This window comes from Halomonas sp. 11-S5, from assembly GCF_029889825.1.
GTDB lineage: Bacteria > Pseudomonadota > Gammaproteobacteria > Pseudomonadales > Halomonadaceae > Halomonas.
In genome coordinates this window covers 34,168-52,329 of record NZ_JARANW010000013.1, presented here as the reverse complement: position 1 = coordinate 52,329, position 18,162 = coordinate 34,168, and the positions used below count along the sequence as shown (strand labels likewise).

Genomic DNA, 18,162 nt, shown 5'->3' with positions numbered 1-18,162 from the left:
CGCTTGGCGGTGTCAAGCTCGCAGATGTTGTGGCCCCTGACTGCTGGACGGCTTGTGCAATCTGCACAATTTGCGTGTATAGCCTCAGTCGTAGAGAACGCAGAACCCTGCTAAGGACGCTCCCCATACCGTGTGCGCCGCGCTCACCGCAGGGCGTCTTCCAAGATCTTCAGCCGACCCGGCACCAGGGCATCCTCCACGGCGGTGATGCGCAGCACCTGGCCGAGGTCCGGATGGGCCGGGCGAGCAATCAGCCGCCCGGCCTCGAGCAGTTCGCGGTTGACCCGCTCGGCGAGCTCGGCGCTGGGCAACCGGATGCCGATGAAGTTGGTGGCGCTGGGCAGCACCTCGGCGCCGAGCGCACGGAAGTGCTTGGCCAGGCGCTCGCGGCGCTTGAGTACCGCGGCGATGTGCTCGCGGGTCTCGTCGGGATGGTCCAGCACTAGCTCGGCGGCGGCCAGGGTGAGCGTCGAGACCGCATAGTGGATGCGTACCTTCATCATCATCGCCAGGGTCTCGGGCTCGGCGATGGCATAGCCGATGCGCAGCCCCGCCATGCCGTGGGCCTTGGAGAGGGTGCGCAGGCGGATCACGCCGGGCAGGACCTCGCGGGCGAAGGGGGACTCGGCATCCTCGCGGAAGTCGTGGTAGGCCTCGTCGAGCAGCAGCCAGCAGTCGTCGGGCAGCGTCTCGCGCAGGCGGCGAATGGCCGTGTCGTCGTGCAGGTGGCCGCTGGGATTGTCGGGATTGGCCAGATAGACCAGCCGGGCCTGTTCGCGTCCGGCAGCGGCCGAGAGGGCCTCGAGATCGGGGGCGAGGCGGCCCGGCGCTGCCTCGTAGGGCACCTCGACCAGCCGGCAGCCCTGGCCCCGGGCAAAGTAGCCAAAGGTGGGGTAGGTGCCGGCGGTGGCCACCACGGCGGTGCCGGGCTCGGCCACGGTGCGCAAGGCGAGGGCAATCAGGCTGTCGGCGCCGGCGTCGACCAGCAGGGCCTCGAGCGGGATGCCCTGCTGCTCGGCGAGCCGCCGGCGGACGCCCAGCGCCTCCGAATCCCCGTAGCAGTAGGCATGCTCGACCATGGCGTCGCCGAAGTGCGCGCGCAGGGCGCGGTGGGGCATGTCGAGTCCCTCGTTGGAGCCCAGGCGGTGGGGGATCTCGCGGCCCAGGCGGCGCTCCAGCACGCGGATCCCGGGGAAGGGGTTGGTGGGACCGTCGCCGGTCAGGTGGTCGGGAAAACGGGGCATCGTGAACTCCCAGTCAGGTGTGGTCCGAGGGCATTTCGTCGCGATCGGTCGGAGGCGGATCTTGTTCAGGGCGGCGCCTGCCGAGCATGACGACGGCAATCGCCGCCAGGATCAGCAGCAGGGCTATCACCACCTGCAGCGTCAGCGGCTCGCCCAGCAGCAGGCTGGCGCTGAGAACACCGACGACCGGAATGATCAGGGTGCTGATGGTGGACTGGCCCAGGGTGAGACGGTTGACGTTACGGAACCATAGCATCTGCGCCAGGCAGATCGAGAACACCAGATGGTAACCGAGGGCCAGCCAGGTCGTGTCGAGCCAGTCGCCGGGCGGGGGCGGCGACTCTTGCCATGCCGCTAGACCGATCATCGGCACAGCACAGAGCGCGAACTGCCAGCCGGTGATCACCACGGGGTGACTCTCCCAATGACCTCGTCGCTTGATCAGCACGGTGCCAAGCGCCCAGGAAAGAGCAGCACCGAGCACGATGACGGGCCCGACGAGGTCCTCGGTCCGGGCTGCCAGCGCCGCGGGCCCGAGCAGCACGACCAGCCCCAGCTGGCCGGTGGCCAGACCCAGCCACTGGCGTGGCCTGACGCTTTCGCCGAGCAGCCCCCACGCCATCAGCAGCGCCCAGCACGGCATGGTGAAGGCGATGATAGCCGCCTGTGAGGTCGGCATGCGCAGTTGGGCAAAGGCGGTGGCCAGGTTGAAGCCGAGGATGGTGAAAAGTCCGGTGACGGCGAGCCATGGCCACTCCTGGCCCGTCACACGTAGTGGCAGGCCACGCCATCGGGCCCAGCCCAGCAGCACCAGTGCACCAGCGGTAAAGCCGATGGCGCGCAGGCTGAAGGGCGGCAGGTCGCGGAGGATGAAACGCACCGCCGGCCAGTTACCGCCCCAGAAGAGCCCGATGGCGAGGATCAAGGCCAGCGAGGCGAGTACCGGTCGGGCAGCCACCAAACGGGGCAGGCGGTCAGCGAGTAAGCGTGCCATCGAGCGTTCAGCCCTCCTCCGGAGCGAGTACCTTGTGGCGATTGAGCAGTCCGTGCGGGTCGAGGGCTCGCTTGAGGGTGTGCATCAGTGTGATCTCCTCGGGGGTCCGCGAGAGGGCAAGGTAGTCGCGTTTTTCCAGGCCGATGCCGTGCTCGGCCGACACCGAGCCGTCAAGCTCGGCCAGTGGCGTATAGACGAGCCGTTCGACGGCGCGACGGGCCGCCGGATCGTCGCTGCCGACGGTGATGGAAATATGCAGGTTGCCGTCGCCCAGATGGCCAAAGGTGACCATGCGCCCCCGAGGCCAGTCGCGGGCCAGGGCCTCTTCCAGCCTGGCGACATAGCGATCCATCTCGGGGATCGGCAGGCTGACGTCGAAGGTGAACAGCGGCGAGAGGGCCTGGATCAGCCCCTCGATGTCCTCGCGGATCGCCCAGAGGGACTGGCGCTGAGTGTCGGACTGGGCGATGGCCGCATCACTGATCAAGGCGTCTTCCAGGGCGCGCTCCAGGGCCAGGGAGAACTGGGCGCCATGGCTCTGCGGGTCGCTCCCCAGCGACTCGAGGATCACGTAGAAGGGCGCCTCGGGCGACAGCGGTGGCGTGTGCCGGCCGCTCTCCTCGGTGAGCAGGCGATAGTGGCTCTGCCACATCGCCTCGAAGGCCGCCAGGCTGCCTCCCAGGTGCCGGCCCAGATGGCCCAGCAGGCCGGTCAGAGCCTCGAAGGAAGGGCAGGCGACCAGCGCCGCCTGCACGTCCGGGGTGGGCGGCTGCAGGCGCAGCACCGCCCGGGTGACGATGCCCAGCGTTCCCTCGCTGCCGATGAACAGCTGCTTGAGGTCGAAGCCCGCATTGTTCTTGAGCATGCGGTTCATCGAGCTGACCACGGTGCCGTCGGCCAGCACCGCCTCCAGCCCCAGCACCTGCTGGCGCATCATGCCGTAGCGGATGACCCGGATGCCGCCGGCATTGGTGGCGATGTTACCTCCGATGGTGCAGCTGCCGCGGGCGCCCAGGTCCAGGGCAAACTGGAGGCCGATTGCCTCGGCGGCCTGCTGGACGCTCTCCAGTGGCGCACCCGCCTGCACGGTCAGCGTGGCACCGACCGGGTCGACGGCTTCGATGGCGGTCATGCGCTCGAGCGACACGGCCAGCTCCTCGGGATCCGCCTCGGCCCCATGCACCAGCCCGGTGAGGCCGCCATGGGTGACCACCGGCTGGCGAGCGGTATGGCAGGCACGCATCACCTCGGCGAGTTGCGAGGTCGATCCCGGTCGCACGATGGCCCCGGCGTGGCAGGGCGCACCGGTCAGCCAGTCGACCCGTCGGGCGCCGACATCCTCGCCGGTGAGCACGTTGGCGGCGCCGACGATGGTGGTGATCTCCTTCAAGAGGGCGTCCATGACAGGGGCGGGCTCCGAGTGGCGTGGGTCAGGCGGTGGCCAGGACGTGTGCCCTGCCGGGGATGGCTTCGAGCAGTTCGCGGGTGTAGGCCTCCTGTGGCGAGAGGAAGACCGCTTCGGCGGTGCCGTGCTCGACGATACGGCCGTACTGCATGACGATGATGTGGTCGCAGATCTGGGCGGCGACGCGCAGGTCGTGGGTGATGAACAGCAGCGACAACGAGAGCTTCTGCTTCAGATCCTCGAGCAGCTCGAGGATCTGCGCCTGAATGGACACGTCCAGCGCCGAGACGGCCTCGTCGGCGACGATTAGCTCGGGATTGAGGGCCAGCGCCCGGGCGATGCCGATGCGCTGGCGCTGGCCACCGGAGAATTCATGGGGGAAGCGCTCGGCCGAGGCAGCCCCCAGGCCGACCAGGTCGAGCAGATCGCCGGCCTTCTCGAGCGCCTGTTGCCGGGGCACGCCGTTGGCGATGGGCCCCTGGGCGATGGCCATGCCGACCCGGGTGCGCGGGTTGAGCGAGGCATAGGGGTCCTGGAAGATCATCTGCACCCGCTTGCGTTCGCGGCGCAGGGTCTCGCCCTTGAGACTGGTCAGATCGACGCCGTCGAGCAGCAATTCACCGCTGTCGGGCCGCTCCAGGCGGACCACGCAGCGCCCCAGGGTCGACTTGCCGGAGCCCGACTCGCCGACGATACCCACCGTCTCGCCGCGCGCCATGGTGAAGCTGACATCATCCAGGGCGTGGACCTCACGCGAGGGCTTGAAGAGGCCACCGCGGGAGCGGAAGACCTTCTGCAGGTGACGGACCTCGAGCAGCGGGGCGGTCTGGTCGGCCTCGCGGGCGGCGGGCATGGCGTTGCTGGGAATCGCCTCGATCAGCGCTCGGGTATAGGCATGCCGGGGATGCTCCAGCACCTCTCGGGCCTCGCCGAGCTCGACGATGCGTCCCTCGCGCATCACGCAGACCCGGGTCGCGATCTCGGCCACCACCCCGAAATCGTGGGTGATGAACATCACCGCCATGCCGTGGCGCCGCTGAAGATCGCCGATCAGGTCGAGGATCTGCGCCTGGGTGGTGACGTCCAGCGCCGTGGTGGGCTCATCGGCGATCAGCAGCTCGGGTTCCAGGGCCAGGGCCATGGCGATCATCACCCGCTGGCGCTGGCCGCCGGAGAGCTCGAAGGGATAGGCGCGGATGGCCTTCTCGGGCTGGGGAATGCCCACCTCGATCAGCAGCTCCAGGGCGCGGTTCTGGCGCTCGGCCGGGGTGAGGCGGTTGTGCGCCTCGAAGACCTCGCCGATCTGGGCGCCGACCCGCATCAGCGGGTTCAGCGCGGTCATCGGTTCCTGGAAGATCATGCTGATGCGCAGCCCGCGTAGTTCGCGATGCTGTTTCTCGGTCAGCGTGAGCAGATCCTGGCCATCGAACACCACCTCGCCCGCGGTGGCTCGTACCCCCTTGGGCAACAGACCCATCAGGGCATTGGCGGCCATGGACTTGCCGGAGCCGGACTCACCGACCACACACATGATCTCGCCGCGCGCCACGTCGTAGCTGACGTCCTCCACCGCGAAGTCGCGGTCGGCCCCGTGCGGCAGGGCAATGGTCAGGTGGCGAATGCTCAGCAGGGTGTCACTCATGGAGTTCTCCTTGGCCGCCGTTCATGAGCGCTCGCGGGCGAGCTTGGGGTTGAGGGCGTCGTCGAGGCCTTCGCCCACCAGGTTGAGCGCCAGCACGGTCAGCAGGATCGCCACGCCGGGAAAGAAGCTCAGCCACCAGGCCTGACGGATCACCGTGCGGGCCGCGCCGATCATGTAGCCCCAGGACATCACGTTGGGGTCGCCCAGGCCGAGGAAGGAGAGGGCGGACTCCAGCAGGATGGCCGTGGCGACCATCAGCGAGGCCAGCACGATGATCGGCGACAGGGTGTTGGGCAGGATCTGGCGCAGGATGATGGTGGCGTTGGTCTGGCCGACCAGGCGGGCCGCCTCCACGTACTCGCGGTGCCGCAGCGACAGGAACTCGGCGCGCACCAGGCGGGCCACCGGCGGCCAGCTGACGATGGCGATGGCCAGCACGATGGAGGTGATGCTGGGCTGCATGATGGCGACCAGCACGATGGCCAGGGCGAAGTTGGGGATGGTCTGGAAGAACTCGGTGAAGCGCATCAGGCCATCGTCGACCAGGCCACCGTAGTAGCCGGCGATGGCGCCCAGCGGCACGCCGATGGCCAGGGCCACGGTGGTCGAGACCAGGCCGATCAGCAGCGAGACCCAGGCGCCGTGCATCAGGCCGGCGGCGACGTTACGGCCCATGGTGTCGGTGCCCAGCGGGAAGCCGTCCGCCTCGAGCGGCGCCAGGAAGGGGCGCTGCACCATGCGCCAGGGCGATTCGGGGAACAGCAGCGGAGCCAGGATGGCCATCAGGATGATCGCCATCAGGATGATCAGGCCCACCAGGGCGCCGCGGTTCTGGACGAAGCGGGCGAAGAAGCTCATGACGCCTCCTTGATGCGCGGGTCGGCCAGGCGGTAGACGAGGTCGGTGATGATGTTGAAGACGATCACCAGGGCCGCCGAGAAGAAGAAGATGCCCAGCAGCAGGTTGTAGTCGCGTTGCTGTAGCGCCTCGAACATCAGCCGGCCGATGCCGGGCCAGGCGAAGACCGTCTCGGTGAGGATGGCCCCGCCGACCATCTGGCCCGCCTGCAGGCCGGCCAGGGTGATGATCGGCAGCAGGGCGTTGCGCAGGATGTGGCGTCGCTGGATGACGCTGTTCTTCAGGCCCTTGGCGCGGGCCGTCTTGACGAAGTCCTGCTGGGCGGCCTCGAGCATCGAGGCACGCGTCATGCGGGTGTAGATGGCCATGAAGAACAGCGCGAGCGTGGTGGCCGGCAGGATCAGGTGCTTGGCGACGTCCAGAGCGAAGGCGAACCCTTCAAGGCCGGCACCCACGGTATACATGCCGTAGGCCGGCAACCAGTCGAGATAGACCGAGAACAGCACCACGGCCATCAGCGCGACCCAGAACAGCGGGGTGGCGTAGAAGACCAGCGCCAGGGCCATGATGATGGAGCCCGAGGGCCTCTTGACCCGGGCCGCGGCCAGCGAGCCGGCGACGATGCCCAGCACCAGCGACAGCACGAAGGCGGTGCCGGTGAGCAGCAGGGTGGCCGGCAGGCGGGCCAGTATCAGGTCGAGTACCGGCACCTGCTGGCGGTAGGAAAAGCCGAAATCGAGCATGGCCACGCCGGAGACATAGCGCCACAGCTGCACGTGCAGCGGCTGGTCGAGGCCGAAGCGCTCGGTCAGCTGGCGCAGGAACTCGGCATCGGTGGCCCCGGCCTCGCCGGCCAGGATGGCGGCCGGGTCGCCCGGCGCCATCTGGATGAGGAAGAAATTTAAGATGATGATCATGAACAGCACGATCACGGCCTTGAACAGCCGTGACGCGATCAGCCTGGCATAGAGCATGCCATTACCCCCTGGCGACATGAGACGCGGTGGAACGTCGCAGGGGCGGCCGACAGGGCCGCCCCGCCTGGCTTACCTGTCGAGCCAGGCGTTCTTGAAGCCGTCATTGACGCCCACGCCCGAGGTCACCAGGTTCTTGACGTCGCAGCGGTAGATGGTCGGGAAGCCGAGCTCCAGCAGCCAGCCCACCGGCACGTCCTCCTGGAGGAGCTCCTGGACCTCGTGGTAGAGCGCCTCGCGCTTCTCCTCCGGAAAGGCCGTCGCGGCCTGGTTGAACAGCTCATCTACCTTCTCGTTTTCGTAGCCTTCGACGTTGTTCCAGGGCGAGCCCTTGTCGATGTTGCTCGAGAGGTAGGTGCGCGAGATGCCCAGCGCCGGGTCGCCATACTGATAGAGGTAGGTGAAGGCGAGGTCGTAGTCCCAGTCGCCGAGGCGCTGGTTCCAGCCGCCCACGTCGGTGGCCTCGGTGCGCACGTTGATGCCGACCTCCTTGAGGTTCTGCTGTACGGCCTCGGCCCAGCGTGTCCAGGTCTCGCCATAGGGCAGGGGCAGCAGGCGGACCTCCTCGCCGTCATAGCCCATCTCGTCGAGCAGTTCACGGGCGCGGTCCGGATCATGGTTGTAGGACGCCAGATCCTCGTTCTGGAACTTGGCGTTGGAGCCAAACGCCCCCAGCGGCACCTTGCCCAGGCCATTCCACAGTACGTTGCGGGCGAACTCACGGTCCATGGCGTACATGACCGCCTGCCGGAAGCGCTTGTCGGCGGTGGGGCCCTCGCGGTTGTTCATCCATAGCATGGCGAAGGGGCTGAAGTATTCGTGGCCCTGCTCGGTCACGCAGGTGTTGTCCAGTTCGGTGAGGCGCGGGATGTCGAAGTTCTCGACGGTGCCGTAGGGCAGCACGTCGACGGTGCCATTCTCGTAGGCGACCGCGCGGGAGGCTCCGTCGGGGATGATGTGCCAGTTGATGCCGTCGAGGTAAGGCAGGTCCTCCTCGTAGTAGTCCTCGTTCTTCACCAGCTGGATGACGGTGCCGCGGTCCCAGTTCTCGAACTTGAAGGGACCGGTGCCGATGGGATGGTTGTTGGCCGCGTTGTCGCGGAACTCGGTGCCTGCGTAGATGTGCTTGGGCACCATGGTGAAGGTCCCGGCCTCGAAGGAGAGCAGGAAGGGGCCGAAGGGCTTCTCGAGGGTGAAGGTCACCGTATGGTCGTCGACGGCCTCGATGGCGGTCACGTGCTTCAGAACCGCCCGGGCGCTGGGGTTGAGTTCGCGGTGGAAGACATCGGCGGAGAACACCACGTCCTCGGCGGTGAAGGGCTCGCCATCGTGCCAGGTGACATCCTCGCGCAGGTGGAAGGTCCAGGTGCGCCCGTCTTCGCTGACCTCCCAGGATTCTGCGAGCTGGGGCTGGGGTTCCAGGTCGGTGGTATAGCGCAGCAGGCCTTCGTAGATGTTGCCGGCGACCGTGCGGGTCGGGGCGTTCTGGATCATGCCCAGTACCAGGCCGGGCGGCTCGGGCTGGATGATGGTGTCGATGATCCCGCCGGCTTGGGGCTCGTCGGCGAAGGCGGAGGAGGCGGTGATGGCCGCGGCGGTAATGGCGATGGCCAGTGGTGTCTTCATGATGCTGTCCCCGTTGTGGCGATTGTTGTTGGTGATTGTTGTTGGCAATGGGCAGTCACCTGAATGAAGCTAGCAGGCACCGCTCAAACTGTCGACAGTCGTCAATCGACGGTCGACAAGCGACGCCCATTGGCCATACTGGGGGGGAAGCCATCCCGATACGAGTCCGAGCCGCATGCCTGCCCCCCCAGCTGCCACACCCGCCGCGTTCATCCAGCAGCGAAACCTGGTGGACCAGGTGGCCGACTACCTGACCCAGGCCATCATCGGCCAGCGCTTCGCCCCTGGCGAACGGCTGTCGGAGGTGCAACTGGCCCGCGATCTGGGGGTGAGCCGCGCGCCGGTCCGCGAGGCAGCGCGGCTGCTGGAGAGTCGCGGCCTGCTGGTCTCCCAGCCCCGGCGTGGCTTTTTCGTGCGAGCCCTGGATGCCGGCGAGCTCGCCGATATCTTCGATCTTCGACTCTGCCTGGAGCGCCATGCCATGGAGCGGCTCGCCGGGGCCTGTCCGCCCGAGGCCCTGGCGGCACTGCGCCGGCAGGTCGAGATGCTGTGCGAGGCGTCGGGCAGCGGTGACGAGAGCCGGCGCATCGAGGAAGACCTGGCCTTCCATCGCCTGCTGATCGCCTCGGCGGGAAACCGCCGTCTGCTCAGGACCTTCGAGGACCTGGCCCACGAGCTGCGGCTGTGCATCACCCTGATCACCAAGACCCACGAGGCGCCGGACTCCATCGCCGAGAGCCATCACCTGTTGCTTGATGCGTTGGCCAGCGGCGACGGGCCACGCTGTCGCGAGGCCATCGATTACCACATCGGCGTGGCACGGGACTCCGTGGTCCAGAGCATCGAGGGGTCTCGCGAGTGACCGAGAGGTCCTGGCCCCCGACTTGCTTTCCATCTTGCGTCACGCCATGTTGACGCTGTCGATGGCGACTGGAAGGCGATACCCCCGATGACCCTGCTCGATCTTCGCGCCGCCACCCTGGGCCAGGAGCACGTCGCCCATGCCCATGACCACCATCAGCTCATCCTCGCCACCCGCGGGGCCACCGAGCTCTCCATCGAGGGGCAAGGGGGGCGCATCACCGGCAGCCGGGGCTGCCTGATCCCCTGTGGCCGCCATCACGACTACCGGGGCGATGGTCGCAACCGCACCTTCGTGCTCGACATTCCTGCCGCGAGCCTGCCGGCCCTGCGCGATGGCGATGCCATCGAGCGCCTCTTCGAGAGGCCACGCTTCTTCGCCGTGCCGCCGCGTCTCAATCGCCTGGCGGCAAGCCTGATGCAGCAGCTCGAGTGCTGTCCGGCCCTGCACAGCGAGATCGCCGCGCTGCTGCTGCGGGCCCTCTATCTGCACCTCGAGTCCGCGCCGCTGCCGGCGGATGCCGGCGTGGCCGCCAGCCCGGGCTTCAGCGAGCGCCTCGACCTGGCGCGCCTGGACGCCTGGATCGACCACCACCTCGCCGACGAGATCCGTGTCGAGCAGCTGGCCGCGCTCTGCGCCCTGAGTGCCGGGCACTTCCATGCCTGTTTCCGGGAGCTGACCGGCGCGACCCCGTTGGCCTATGTCCAGCGGCGGCGACTGGATCACGCCCGTGCCCTGGTCACCCACAGTGGCCTGAGCCTCGGCCATATCGCCTCCCTGGTGGGATTTCGCGATCAGGGCAGCTTCTCCCGCGCCTACCGCCGCCGCTTCGCCGTCTCGCCCTCCCGGAGCCGCCGGGAGGGCCGGGCATTGCCGAGTCTCGGGCAAGAGCAGCGCAGTTCCGGGCAAGCAGGCGGGCCCGAGTCGACCTAGTCTGAAGGTCAGCTGTCTCGTTGTGTCCTCTGCAGGGAGGGCGAGATAGGCTCATGACAATGACAAGACGACACGAGGTTGACCATGAAAGCGAAGACACTCCCCGGCGCCCTGGCCCTGGCCGCGCTGCCCCTGGCCATCGCCAGCACCCAGGTGCAGGCCCAGTCCACGGAAATGGCCATCGCCACCATCCTCCCGGAGAACATGAGCAACAATGAGGTCTACCCGGCGCTGGTGCACTTCAAGAACCTGGTCGAGACCCGGACCGATGGCGAGGTCACCGTGTCGATCTTCGGCAACAGCCAGCTGGGTTCCGAGGTGGAGACCGCGTCCGAGGTCCAGGGTGGGCGTACCCTACAGTCCACCATCATTACCACCGGTGCCATGTCGTCCTTCTATGACGACTATCAGCTGATGACCGCCCCCTTCATCTTCGACAACTGGCGCCAGGCCTGGGCCTTCTTCGACGGGGAATGGTTCGCTGACTTCATGTCCGGCACCATCGAAGAAACCAACATGCGCTACCTGGGTACCTTCGATGACGGTGGCGGCTTCGTGGCCTTCACCAACAACAAGCGCCCGATCAAGACCGTGGAGGACCTCGAGGGGCTGAACATCCGCACCGAGGAGAACCCCGGGCACGTGGCCATCATGAAATCGCTGGGCGCCTCGGCCACGCCGCTGCCCTGGGGCGAGGTGATCACCGCCCTGGAGACGGGCCTGGCCGACGGGCAGTTCAACGCCCCGGTGCTCAATGTCACCTATAACTTCGACGAGGTGACGGACTACACCACGCTCACCGGCCACGTCTACAACAGCGCGGCCTGGCTGGTCAGCGAAGATTGGTTCCAGAGCCTGACCGAGGCCCAGCAGGAAGCCATCGTCACCTCCGCCCGCGAGGCCGTCGCCATCGGCCACGGCATGTCCGGGGCGCTGGCTACCGCCAGCTGGGTGGAGTCCTGCGAGCGCTTCGAGGAGTGCTACATCATGCCCCCCGAGGAGCGGGCACGCATGGCGGAGATCGCCACGCCGGCATGGAAGGACTGGATCGTCAACGACTTCGGCATCGAGGCTGAGACGGTCGATGGCTTCCTCGCCGAGGTCGCTCGGGTTGGCGAAGAGGTCGTCGAGAACGACATGGCCAACTATGGCCAGTGAGAGTCGCGAGTGAGTGAATGGCCCGAGTGATCCCATGGGCCAGTGAGCCGGCAGGCGCCCAGGCGCCTGCCCCTTCGGACGGTTGACCTGCTGGTCGGTCGTCGTTCCTCCGAGGTACTCCGATGCCACTCCTTCAGCCTTTGCGCCGCCTGAGTGATGCGGTGAACCAGGCGGCGATCGTGGCGTGCTGGTCATGCTGGGCATCTCCTTCACGGCCTTCCTCTACAAGCTGGCCACCGGCAGCACGCTGAGCTGGACCTACTCCCTGGCCCGGCTCTTCCTGCCCTGGATCGGCTTTCTCTCCATGACCATATCGTTGCGCTACGGCGAGCATGTGGCCATGACGCTGCTGGTGCGCAGCCTGCCACGCGTGCTGCTCAAGGTGGCGGCGGGGCTCTGCCTCGCCGTCATTGCGCTGTTCGCCTTGATGCTGGTCTGGTATGGCTGGGGCTACTTCCAGGGGGCCTCCCAGGTGTACATGGTCTCCGACCAGATCCAGATCTCCGCCAAGTTCACCGCCATCGTGATTCCGATCAGCGGGGTCATCATCCTGCTGCACCTGGTGCAGGGCTTCGACCTGCTGGAACACTTCATCGATGACGACACCGTGATCGATGAGCTCATCGAGACCGCCGACGGGGAGAACCGCCCATGACGCCCGCGATCATTGCCTTCGTCGTGCTGCTGCTGATCGGCGCTCCGGTCGCCGTGGTGATGGCCATGTCGGGACTTGCCGGCGGCTTCGCCATGGGCGGCGAGCGCATGCTCGGCATCATCGCCGACCGGATGTTCGCCGGCGTCTCCGGCTTTCTGCTGATCGCCGTGCCCTATTTCATTTTCACCGCCGAGCTGATGAATCAGGGCGGCCTGACTCAGAAGCTGATCGCCTTCAACAATGCCTTGTTCGGCCGGGTGCGCGGGGCTCTGTCTCACGTCAATATCTCGGTGTCGGTGTTCTTCGCCGGCCTGACCGGGGCGGCGATCACCGATACCGTGGCGATCGGCAAGATCATGATTCCGGAGATGAAGAAGCAGGGCTATGACGCCGAGTACGCGGCGGCGATCACCGCCTGCTCGTCAATCATCGGGCCGATCATCCCGCCCAGCGTGGTGATGGTGGTCTATGCGACCCTGCTGCGTGACATCTCGGTGATCGACCTCTTTGCCGGGGGGATCGTCCCCGGCCTGCTGATGGCCCTCGCGCTGCTCGCGGTGAGCTTCTTCCTGGCCTGGAAGCGGGGCTATCCCAAGCAGGCGCCTACTCCGCTCAAGGCGGCGGCGATCGCCTTCCTGGTGGCCCTGCCGGCGATGGTCGTGCCACTGATCATCCTCGGCGGCATCCTCTCGGGGATGACCACCATCACCGAGGCCTCGGGGTTCGCCGCCGTCTATGCCATCGCCATCGGGGTCGTCTTCTACCGCACCCTCACCTGGCGCAAGATCTGGCACGCGCTGGTGGTGACGGTGCGCTTCTCGGGGGTGGTGTTCTTCCTGCTGGCGACCTCGGCGGTGCTCGGCTGGTTCGTCACCCGCTCCGGCATCGCCCGGGACGCGGCGGGCCTGATCACCACCTTCAGCGACTCGACCTTCCTGCAGCTGTTGCTGGTCTGTGCCTTGCTGATCCTGGTCGGCACGGTCATGGACGTGTTGCCGGCGCTGGTGGTGGTGGCCCCGGTGCTGGTGCCGGCGATGATTCAGCTGGGCGTGGACCCGCTGCACTTCGCCATCCTGATGATCGTGGTGCTCAACATCTCCAACGTCACGCCACCGGTGGGGATGACGCTGATGACGGCGGCGAGGATCGCCAACGTGCCCTTCGAACGGGCGATCATTGCCTCGCTGCCGTTCTACGTTGCCTTCATCGTGGTGATCCTGCTACTGGTCATCTTCCCATCGCTCTCCACCTGGATCCCCTCGCTGCTGGGCTAAGGAACCCCCTCATGAAGCTCTTCTACCATCCCGACCAGGAACGCCACGCGCCGCCGACCTTCCTGCTGCGTGGCCGGCCGGTGGACTCGCCGGAAGGGCCGTTGCGGGCCGAGCTGCTGACCCGTGGGCTGGCGTCCATGGGCCTCTCCATGACCCTACCCACCGCGGTCGACAGTGCGCGGCTGAGAGAGCGCCTGGCCAGGATCCACGCCCCGCGCTATCTCGACTTCCTCGAAACCATCCATGCCCGCTGGCGGGCGCTGCCGGATGCTGCGGCGATCGTGGCGCCCAATGTCCACCCCTGCGGGGGCGGGCACCACTATCCCCGGCACCCTGTGGGGCTGGTGGGCTGGCACATGCATGACATGGCCTGCCCGATGACCGTCGACAGCTTCATCGGCATCTTGGCCAGCGCCGCTAGCGCCGAGGCTGCCGCCGATGCCGTGCTGACCGGCGACCCCTCGGCCTATGCGCTGTGCCGGCCACCGGGTCACCATGCCGGCCCTGAGCGAGCCGGGGGCTTCTGTTTTCTCAACAACTCGGCACTGGCCGCCACGGTGCTGCGTGAACGCCATGCGCGGGTGGCGATCCTCGATGTGGACCTCCACCACGGCAATGGCACCCAGGACATCTTCTATCAACGCGGTGATGTCTGGACCGGCTCGCTGCATGCCGACCCCGCCGACTTCTATCCCTTCTTCTGGGGCGGTGCCGATGAGCACGGCGAAGGAGACGGGCAGGGGGCCAACGTCAACCTGCCGCTGCCCCTGGGCAGCGATGGCGCGACCTTCCTGGCCACCCTGGAGCACTTGATCGAGCGCTTGGTCGCCTTTCGTCCCCAGGCCCTGGTGGTGGCGCTGGGGCTGGATGCCCACAAGGACGACCCGCTGGCCGGGCTGGCGCTGGAGACCGACGACTTCACCGCCATGGGGCGGCGCCTCGCCGCCCTGGAACTACCCACCGTGCTGGTGCAGGAGGGGGGGTACCCCACCGAGCACCTGGGCGACAACCTCGCCGCCTTCCTGGGCGGCTATACCGCAGCCTGACTGCCATCCCGACGAGAGACCACACCATGACCGTCACCTATCACGACAGCAACGCCCGCATGAGCCAGATCACCGTGCACAACGGCACCGTCTACCTGGCCGGCCAGGTGCCGTCCGACCCTTCTGCGGACATGCGCGGCCAGACCGAGCAGGTGTTGGCCCGCATCGATGACCTGCTGGCCAAGGCCGGCACCACCAAGGAGCATCTGGTCGCCGCCCAGATCTGGGTCACCAGCATGGCCGAGTTCGACCAGATGAATGCCGCCTGGGATGGCTGGGTGGCCCCGGGGCGCCCGCCGGTACGCGCCGCGGTCGAGGCCAAGCTCGCCAAGCCCGAGTGGAAGGTGGAGATCATGGTCACCGCGGCGCTGCCGGAGGCCTGAGATGCGCATCATCACTGCCGAGCAGGTGTCGGCCTCGCTGGCCTGGCCGGCGCTGGTCGAGCGGCTGGCCACCACCTTCCGCGAGGGGGTGGAGTCGCCGCCGCGACATCACCACGCCATGCATCGCCCCGATGGCGAGGCCACCATGCTGCTGATGCCGGCCTGGGAGCGGGCCGGCTACATCGGCGTGAAGATGGTCAACGTCTTCCCGCAGAACGCCGACCATGGGCTCCCGGCCATTGCCGGCGTCTATCTGCTCAGCGAGGGTGCCCATGGGCGTCCCCTGGCCTGCATCGACGGCAGCGAACTGACCCGGCGGCGCACCGCGGCGGCCTCGGCCCTGGCGGCCCGGGAACTGGCCCGGGACGATGCCGCGACCCTGCTGGTGGTGGGCACCGGCAAGCTGGCGCCCATGGTGATCGAGGCGCATGCCGCGGTACGGCCCATCACCCGGGTGCGGGTCTGGGGGCGCAACCCCGCCAAGGCCGAGCGGCTGGCCGCCGACTATGCCGACCGCTTCGACAGCGCCGCGGTCACTGACCTCGAGGCGGCGACCCGCGAGGCGGATATCATCAGCTGCGTGACGCTTTCCAGTGAGCCGCTGATTCGCGGTGACTGGCTCGCGCCCGGCACCCACCTCGACCTGATCGGTGCCTTCCGGCCGACCATGCGCGAGACCGACGCCGAGTGTCTGGCCCGCAGCGAGGTGTTCGTCGACACCTATGCCGGGGCGCGGGGCGAGGCGGGCGACATCCTGCAGGCCGTCGACGAGGGGCGCTTTGCCTTCGACGCCATCCGTGGCGAGCTCGCCGAGCTGCTGCGCGGCGAGCGGACGGGACGCTCCTCGGCCGATGCCATCACGCTGTTCAAGTCGGTGGGCGCTTCGCTGGAGGACCTGGCCGCGGCCATCGAGGTCTGGGAGCGCCAGGAGGTCCGCGAATGACGGTGGCTCGCACCGGAGCGCCGGCCGCAGGCTTCTTCTGGCATGAGCGCTGCTTCTGGCACGACCCGGGCGCCATCGGGGTCTTCTCGGCCCCCGGCGAGTTCCTGCAGCCGCAGCCGGCCTCGGAGAGCGCCGAGAGCAAGCGGCGGCTGAAGAACCTGCTGGAGGTCTCCGGCCTGATCGACGAGCTGGCGGTGCGTAAGCCGCCGCCTGCCCACCGCGAGGATCTCGAACGCTTCCATTCTGCCCGCTACCTGGCGGCGCTGGCGGCCGGCGATCGGGGCCCCGGCGGCGACGGGGGCGACTGTGCCCCCTTCACGCCCGGCAGCCTGGCCGCCGCTCGCCAGTCGGCGGGGCTGGCCATCGCCGCGGTGGAGGCCGTGGCCAGCGGGGAGCTGGCGCGCGCCTATGCGTTGTGTCGTCCCCCCGGGCACCACGCCGAGGCCGACCGCGGGCGGGGCTTCTGTCTGCTCGGCAACATCCCGGTTGCCGTGATGCGGGCGCGTGCCCTGGGCCAGGTGAGACGCGTGGCGATCCTCGACTGGGACGTGCACCACGGCAACGGCCAGCAGGCGGCGTTCTACGCAGACCCCGACGTGTTCACGGTCTCGATCCACCAAGCGGGCAACTACCCGCTGGACACCGGCACGTTCGCGGAGCAGGGGGAGGGGGTCGGCGAAGGCGCCTGCCTCAACCTGCCGCTGCCGCCCGGCTGCGGCCTCGGGGCCTACGATCACGCCATGACCGAGCTGGTGCTGCCGGCGATCGAGGCCTTCGCGCCCGAGCTGATCGTGGTCGCCTGCGGCTATGACGCCTGCGCCAAGGATCCGCTGGGCAAGATGCTGCTCAACAGTACGGCCTTCGCGCGCATGACCCGACAGGTCCGCGAGCTGGCCGAACGTAGCGGCCAGGGGCGGCTGGTGATGGTCCACGAGGGCGGTTATTCGGAAGGCTATGTTCCGCTGTGCGGCCACGCGGTCGTCCAGGCCCTTGCCGACAGCGACATCACGGTGCCCGACCCCCAGGACGAGGAGATCGCCGCCTGGCCCTATCAGGCCCTGCAGCCCCACCAACGCGAGCTGATCGACGGCTGGCGCGCGGCCTGGGCCGCGGCCGGCCGGCTCTGAGCCCGTTTTCGATGACCGATTTCTTCACAACAGGAACCCAGGCCCATGACACCGCTCTATGATCGCGACGGCTGGCTCTGGCATGACGGCGAGTGGCTGCCGTGGCGCGACGCCCGCACGCATATGCTGACCCATACCCTGCACTACGGCATGGGCTGCTTCGAGGGCGTGCGGGCCTACGCTGGCCCGCGTGGCACGCACCTGTTCCGGGTGGAGGAGCATACCCGGCGGCTACTGGATAGCGCCCACGCCCTGGATATACCGTTATCTTTCGATGACGAGGCGCTGATCCAGGCCCAACGTCAGTGCCTGGAGCGCAACGGCCTGGCCAACGCCTATCTCAAGCCAACGGTCTACCTCGGTGCCGAGGGCCTGGGGCTGCGCGCCAGGGGGCTGACCGTGCACGTGATGATCGCCGCCTGGGACCTGGGCGACTACATCTCGCCGGAAGCGGCATCGATCGGCCTGCGGGCGCTGACCTCCTCCTGGGCGCGCCACCATGTCAATATCAGCCTCTGTCGGTCCAAGACCAACGGCCACTATGTCAACTCGATGCTGGCGCTCAACACCGCCGTGAAGGCGGGTTTCGATGAGACGATCATGCTCGATCCGGAAGGCTATGTCGCCGAGGCTTCGGCAGCCAATGTCTTCCTGCTGCGCGACGGCGTGCTGCATACCCCGGAGGTGACCTCCTGCCTGCAGGGCATTACCCGCGACAGCGTGATCCGCCTGGCGCGTGAGGTGTTGGGTATCGAGGTGCGCGAGCGGCGCATCACCCGCGACGAGCTCTACATCGCCGACGAGGCCTTCGTCACCGGCACCGCGGCCGAGTTGTTGCCGTTGCGCGAGCTCGATGGTCGGCATATCGGCGCCCGGGCCGGGGCCCCGCCGCCGGATCGGCCGATCACCGAGGCGTCGCTGACCGCCCGGCTGCAGCGGCTCTACCACCGGGTCACCCGGGGCGAGCTCGGTGATGACCTGCAGGGCTTCGCTGGCTGGCTGACCGGCGTCTGAGGCGCCGGCCGCCCAGGTTGGCAT

The 18,162-nt window shown here is 67.8% G+C and carries 17 protein-coding genes; 10 read left to right on the top strand and 7 right to left on the bottom strand.

Annotation, left to right across the window (positions count from 1 at the left end; translation table 11 throughout):
• Positions 1 to 143: 143 nt before the first annotated feature.
• From OP497_RS10690 to OP497_RS10660, 7 genes are all read right to left on the bottom strand, one after another.
• Complete coding sequence (locus tag OP497_RS10690) at positions 144 to 1,244, bottom strand: aminotransferase class I/II-fold pyridoxal phosphate-dependent enzyme (protein ID WP_280548210.1); 1,101 nt, start codon at positions 1,242 to 1,244, stop codon at positions 144 to 146.
• Positions 1,245 to 1,257: 13 nt separating this feature from the next.
• Positions 1,258 to 2,238 carry a DMT family transporter gene (locus OP497_RS10685; RefSeq protein ID WP_280548209.1) on the bottom strand — a complete coding sequence of 327 codons (981 nt, stop codon included), beginning with the start codon at positions 2,236 to 2,238 and terminating at the stop codon, positions 1,258 to 1,260.
• A 7-nt stretch (positions 2,239 to 2,245) separates the two neighbouring features.
• Positions 2,246 to 3,640, bottom strand: a complete 1,395-nt coding sequence (locus OP497_RS10680; RefSeq protein WP_280548208.1) for an FAD-binding oxidoreductase — start codon at positions 3,638 to 3,640, stop codon at positions 2,246 to 2,248.
• A 28-nt stretch (positions 3,641 to 3,668) separates the two neighbouring features.
• On the bottom strand, positions 3,669 to 5,285 hold the full coding sequence (locus OP497_RS10675; protein ID WP_280548206.1) for an ABC transporter ATP-binding protein: 1,617 nt from the start codon (positions 5,283 to 5,285) through the stop codon (positions 3,669 to 3,671).
• Between the two features lie 21 nt (positions 5,286 to 5,306).
• Positions 5,307 to 6,143: an ABC transporter permease gene (locus OP497_RS10670; protein ID WP_280548205.1), complete on the bottom strand. Its 837-nt coding sequence runs from the start codon at positions 6,141 to 6,143 to the stop codon at positions 5,307 to 5,309.
• On the bottom strand, positions 6,140 to 7,117 hold the full coding sequence (locus OP497_RS10665) for an ABC transporter permease (protein WP_280548203.1): 978 nt from the start codon (positions 7,115 to 7,117) through the stop codon (positions 6,140 to 6,142). Before OP497_RS10665 ends, OP497_RS10670 begins: the two co-directional genes overlap by 4 nt.
• A gap of 72 nt (positions 7,118 to 7,189) precedes the next feature.
• The gene (locus OP497_RS10660; RefSeq protein WP_280548202.1) at positions 7,190 to 8,743 is read right to left on the bottom strand and encodes an ABC transporter substrate-binding protein; all 1,554 of its coding nucleotides are present in this window, start codon (positions 8,741 to 8,743) and stop codon (positions 7,190 to 7,192) included.
• A 175-nt stretch (positions 8,744 to 8,918) separates the two neighbouring features.
• Here OP497_RS10660 and OP497_RS10655 point away from each other — a divergent pair, with 175 nt between their 5' ends.
• The 10 genes from OP497_RS10655 to OP497_RS10610 all read left to right on the top strand — a co-directional run bounded on the left by OP497_RS10655 (position 8,919) and on the right by OP497_RS10610 (position 18,138).
• Entirely contained in the window at positions 8,919 to 9,605 is a 687-nt protein-coding gene (locus OP497_RS10655; protein ID WP_280548201.1) for a GntR family transcriptional regulator, read from the top strand.
• 87 nt (positions 9,606 to 9,692) lie between these two features.
• On the top strand, positions 9,693 to 10,538 hold the full coding sequence (locus tag OP497_RS10650; RefSeq protein WP_280548200.1) for an AraC family transcriptional regulator: 846 nt from the start codon (positions 9,693 to 9,695) through the stop codon (positions 10,536 to 10,538).
• An 84-nt stretch (positions 10,539 to 10,622) separates the two neighbouring features.
• Positions 10,623 to 11,696 carry a TRAP transporter substrate-binding protein DctP gene (dctP, locus tag OP497_RS10645; protein ID WP_280548199.1) on the top strand — a complete coding sequence of 358 codons (1,074 nt, stop codon included), beginning with the start codon at positions 10,623 to 10,625 and terminating at the stop codon, positions 11,694 to 11,696.
• Between the two features lie 193 nt (positions 11,697 to 11,889).
• Positions 11,890 to 12,351: a TRAP transporter small permease gene (locus tag OP497_RS10640; protein ID WP_280548240.1), complete on the top strand. Its 462-nt coding sequence runs from the start codon at positions 11,890 to 11,892 to the stop codon at positions 12,349 to 12,351.
• A complete protein-coding gene (locus OP497_RS10635; protein WP_280548198.1) occupies positions 12,348 to 13,625 on the top strand; it encodes a TRAP transporter large permease in 1,278 nt (425 codons plus the stop codon). The genes OP497_RS10640 and OP497_RS10635 overlap by 4 nt, the downstream gene beginning before the upstream one ends.
• 11 nt (positions 13,626 to 13,636) lie before the next feature.
• Positions 13,637 to 14,671, top strand: a complete 1,035-nt coding sequence (locus tag OP497_RS10630) for a histone deacetylase family protein (protein ID WP_280548197.1) — start codon at positions 13,637 to 13,639, stop codon at positions 14,669 to 14,671.
• Positions 14,672 to 14,697: 26 nt separating this feature from the next.
• Entirely contained in the window at positions 14,698 to 15,054 is a 357-nt protein-coding gene (locus OP497_RS10625) for a RidA family protein (protein ID WP_280548196.1), read from the top strand.
• Position 15,055: 1 nt separating this feature from the next.
• Complete coding sequence (locus tag OP497_RS10620; RefSeq protein ID WP_280548195.1) at positions 15,056 to 15,997, top strand: ornithine cyclodeaminase family protein; 942 nt, start codon at positions 15,056 to 15,058, stop codon at positions 15,995 to 15,997.
• A complete protein-coding gene (locus OP497_RS10615; RefSeq protein ID WP_280548194.1) occupies positions 15,994 to 17,124 on the top strand; it encodes a class II histone deacetylase in 1,131 nt (376 codons plus the stop codon). Before OP497_RS10620 ends, OP497_RS10615 begins: the two co-directional genes overlap by 4 nt.
• Positions 17,125 to 17,169: 45 nt before the next feature.
• A complete protein-coding gene (locus OP497_RS10610; RefSeq protein ID WP_280548193.1) occupies positions 17,170 to 18,138 on the top strand; it encodes a branched-chain amino acid transaminase in 969 nt (322 codons plus the stop codon).
• Positions 18,139 to 18,162 lie beyond the last annotated feature (24 nt).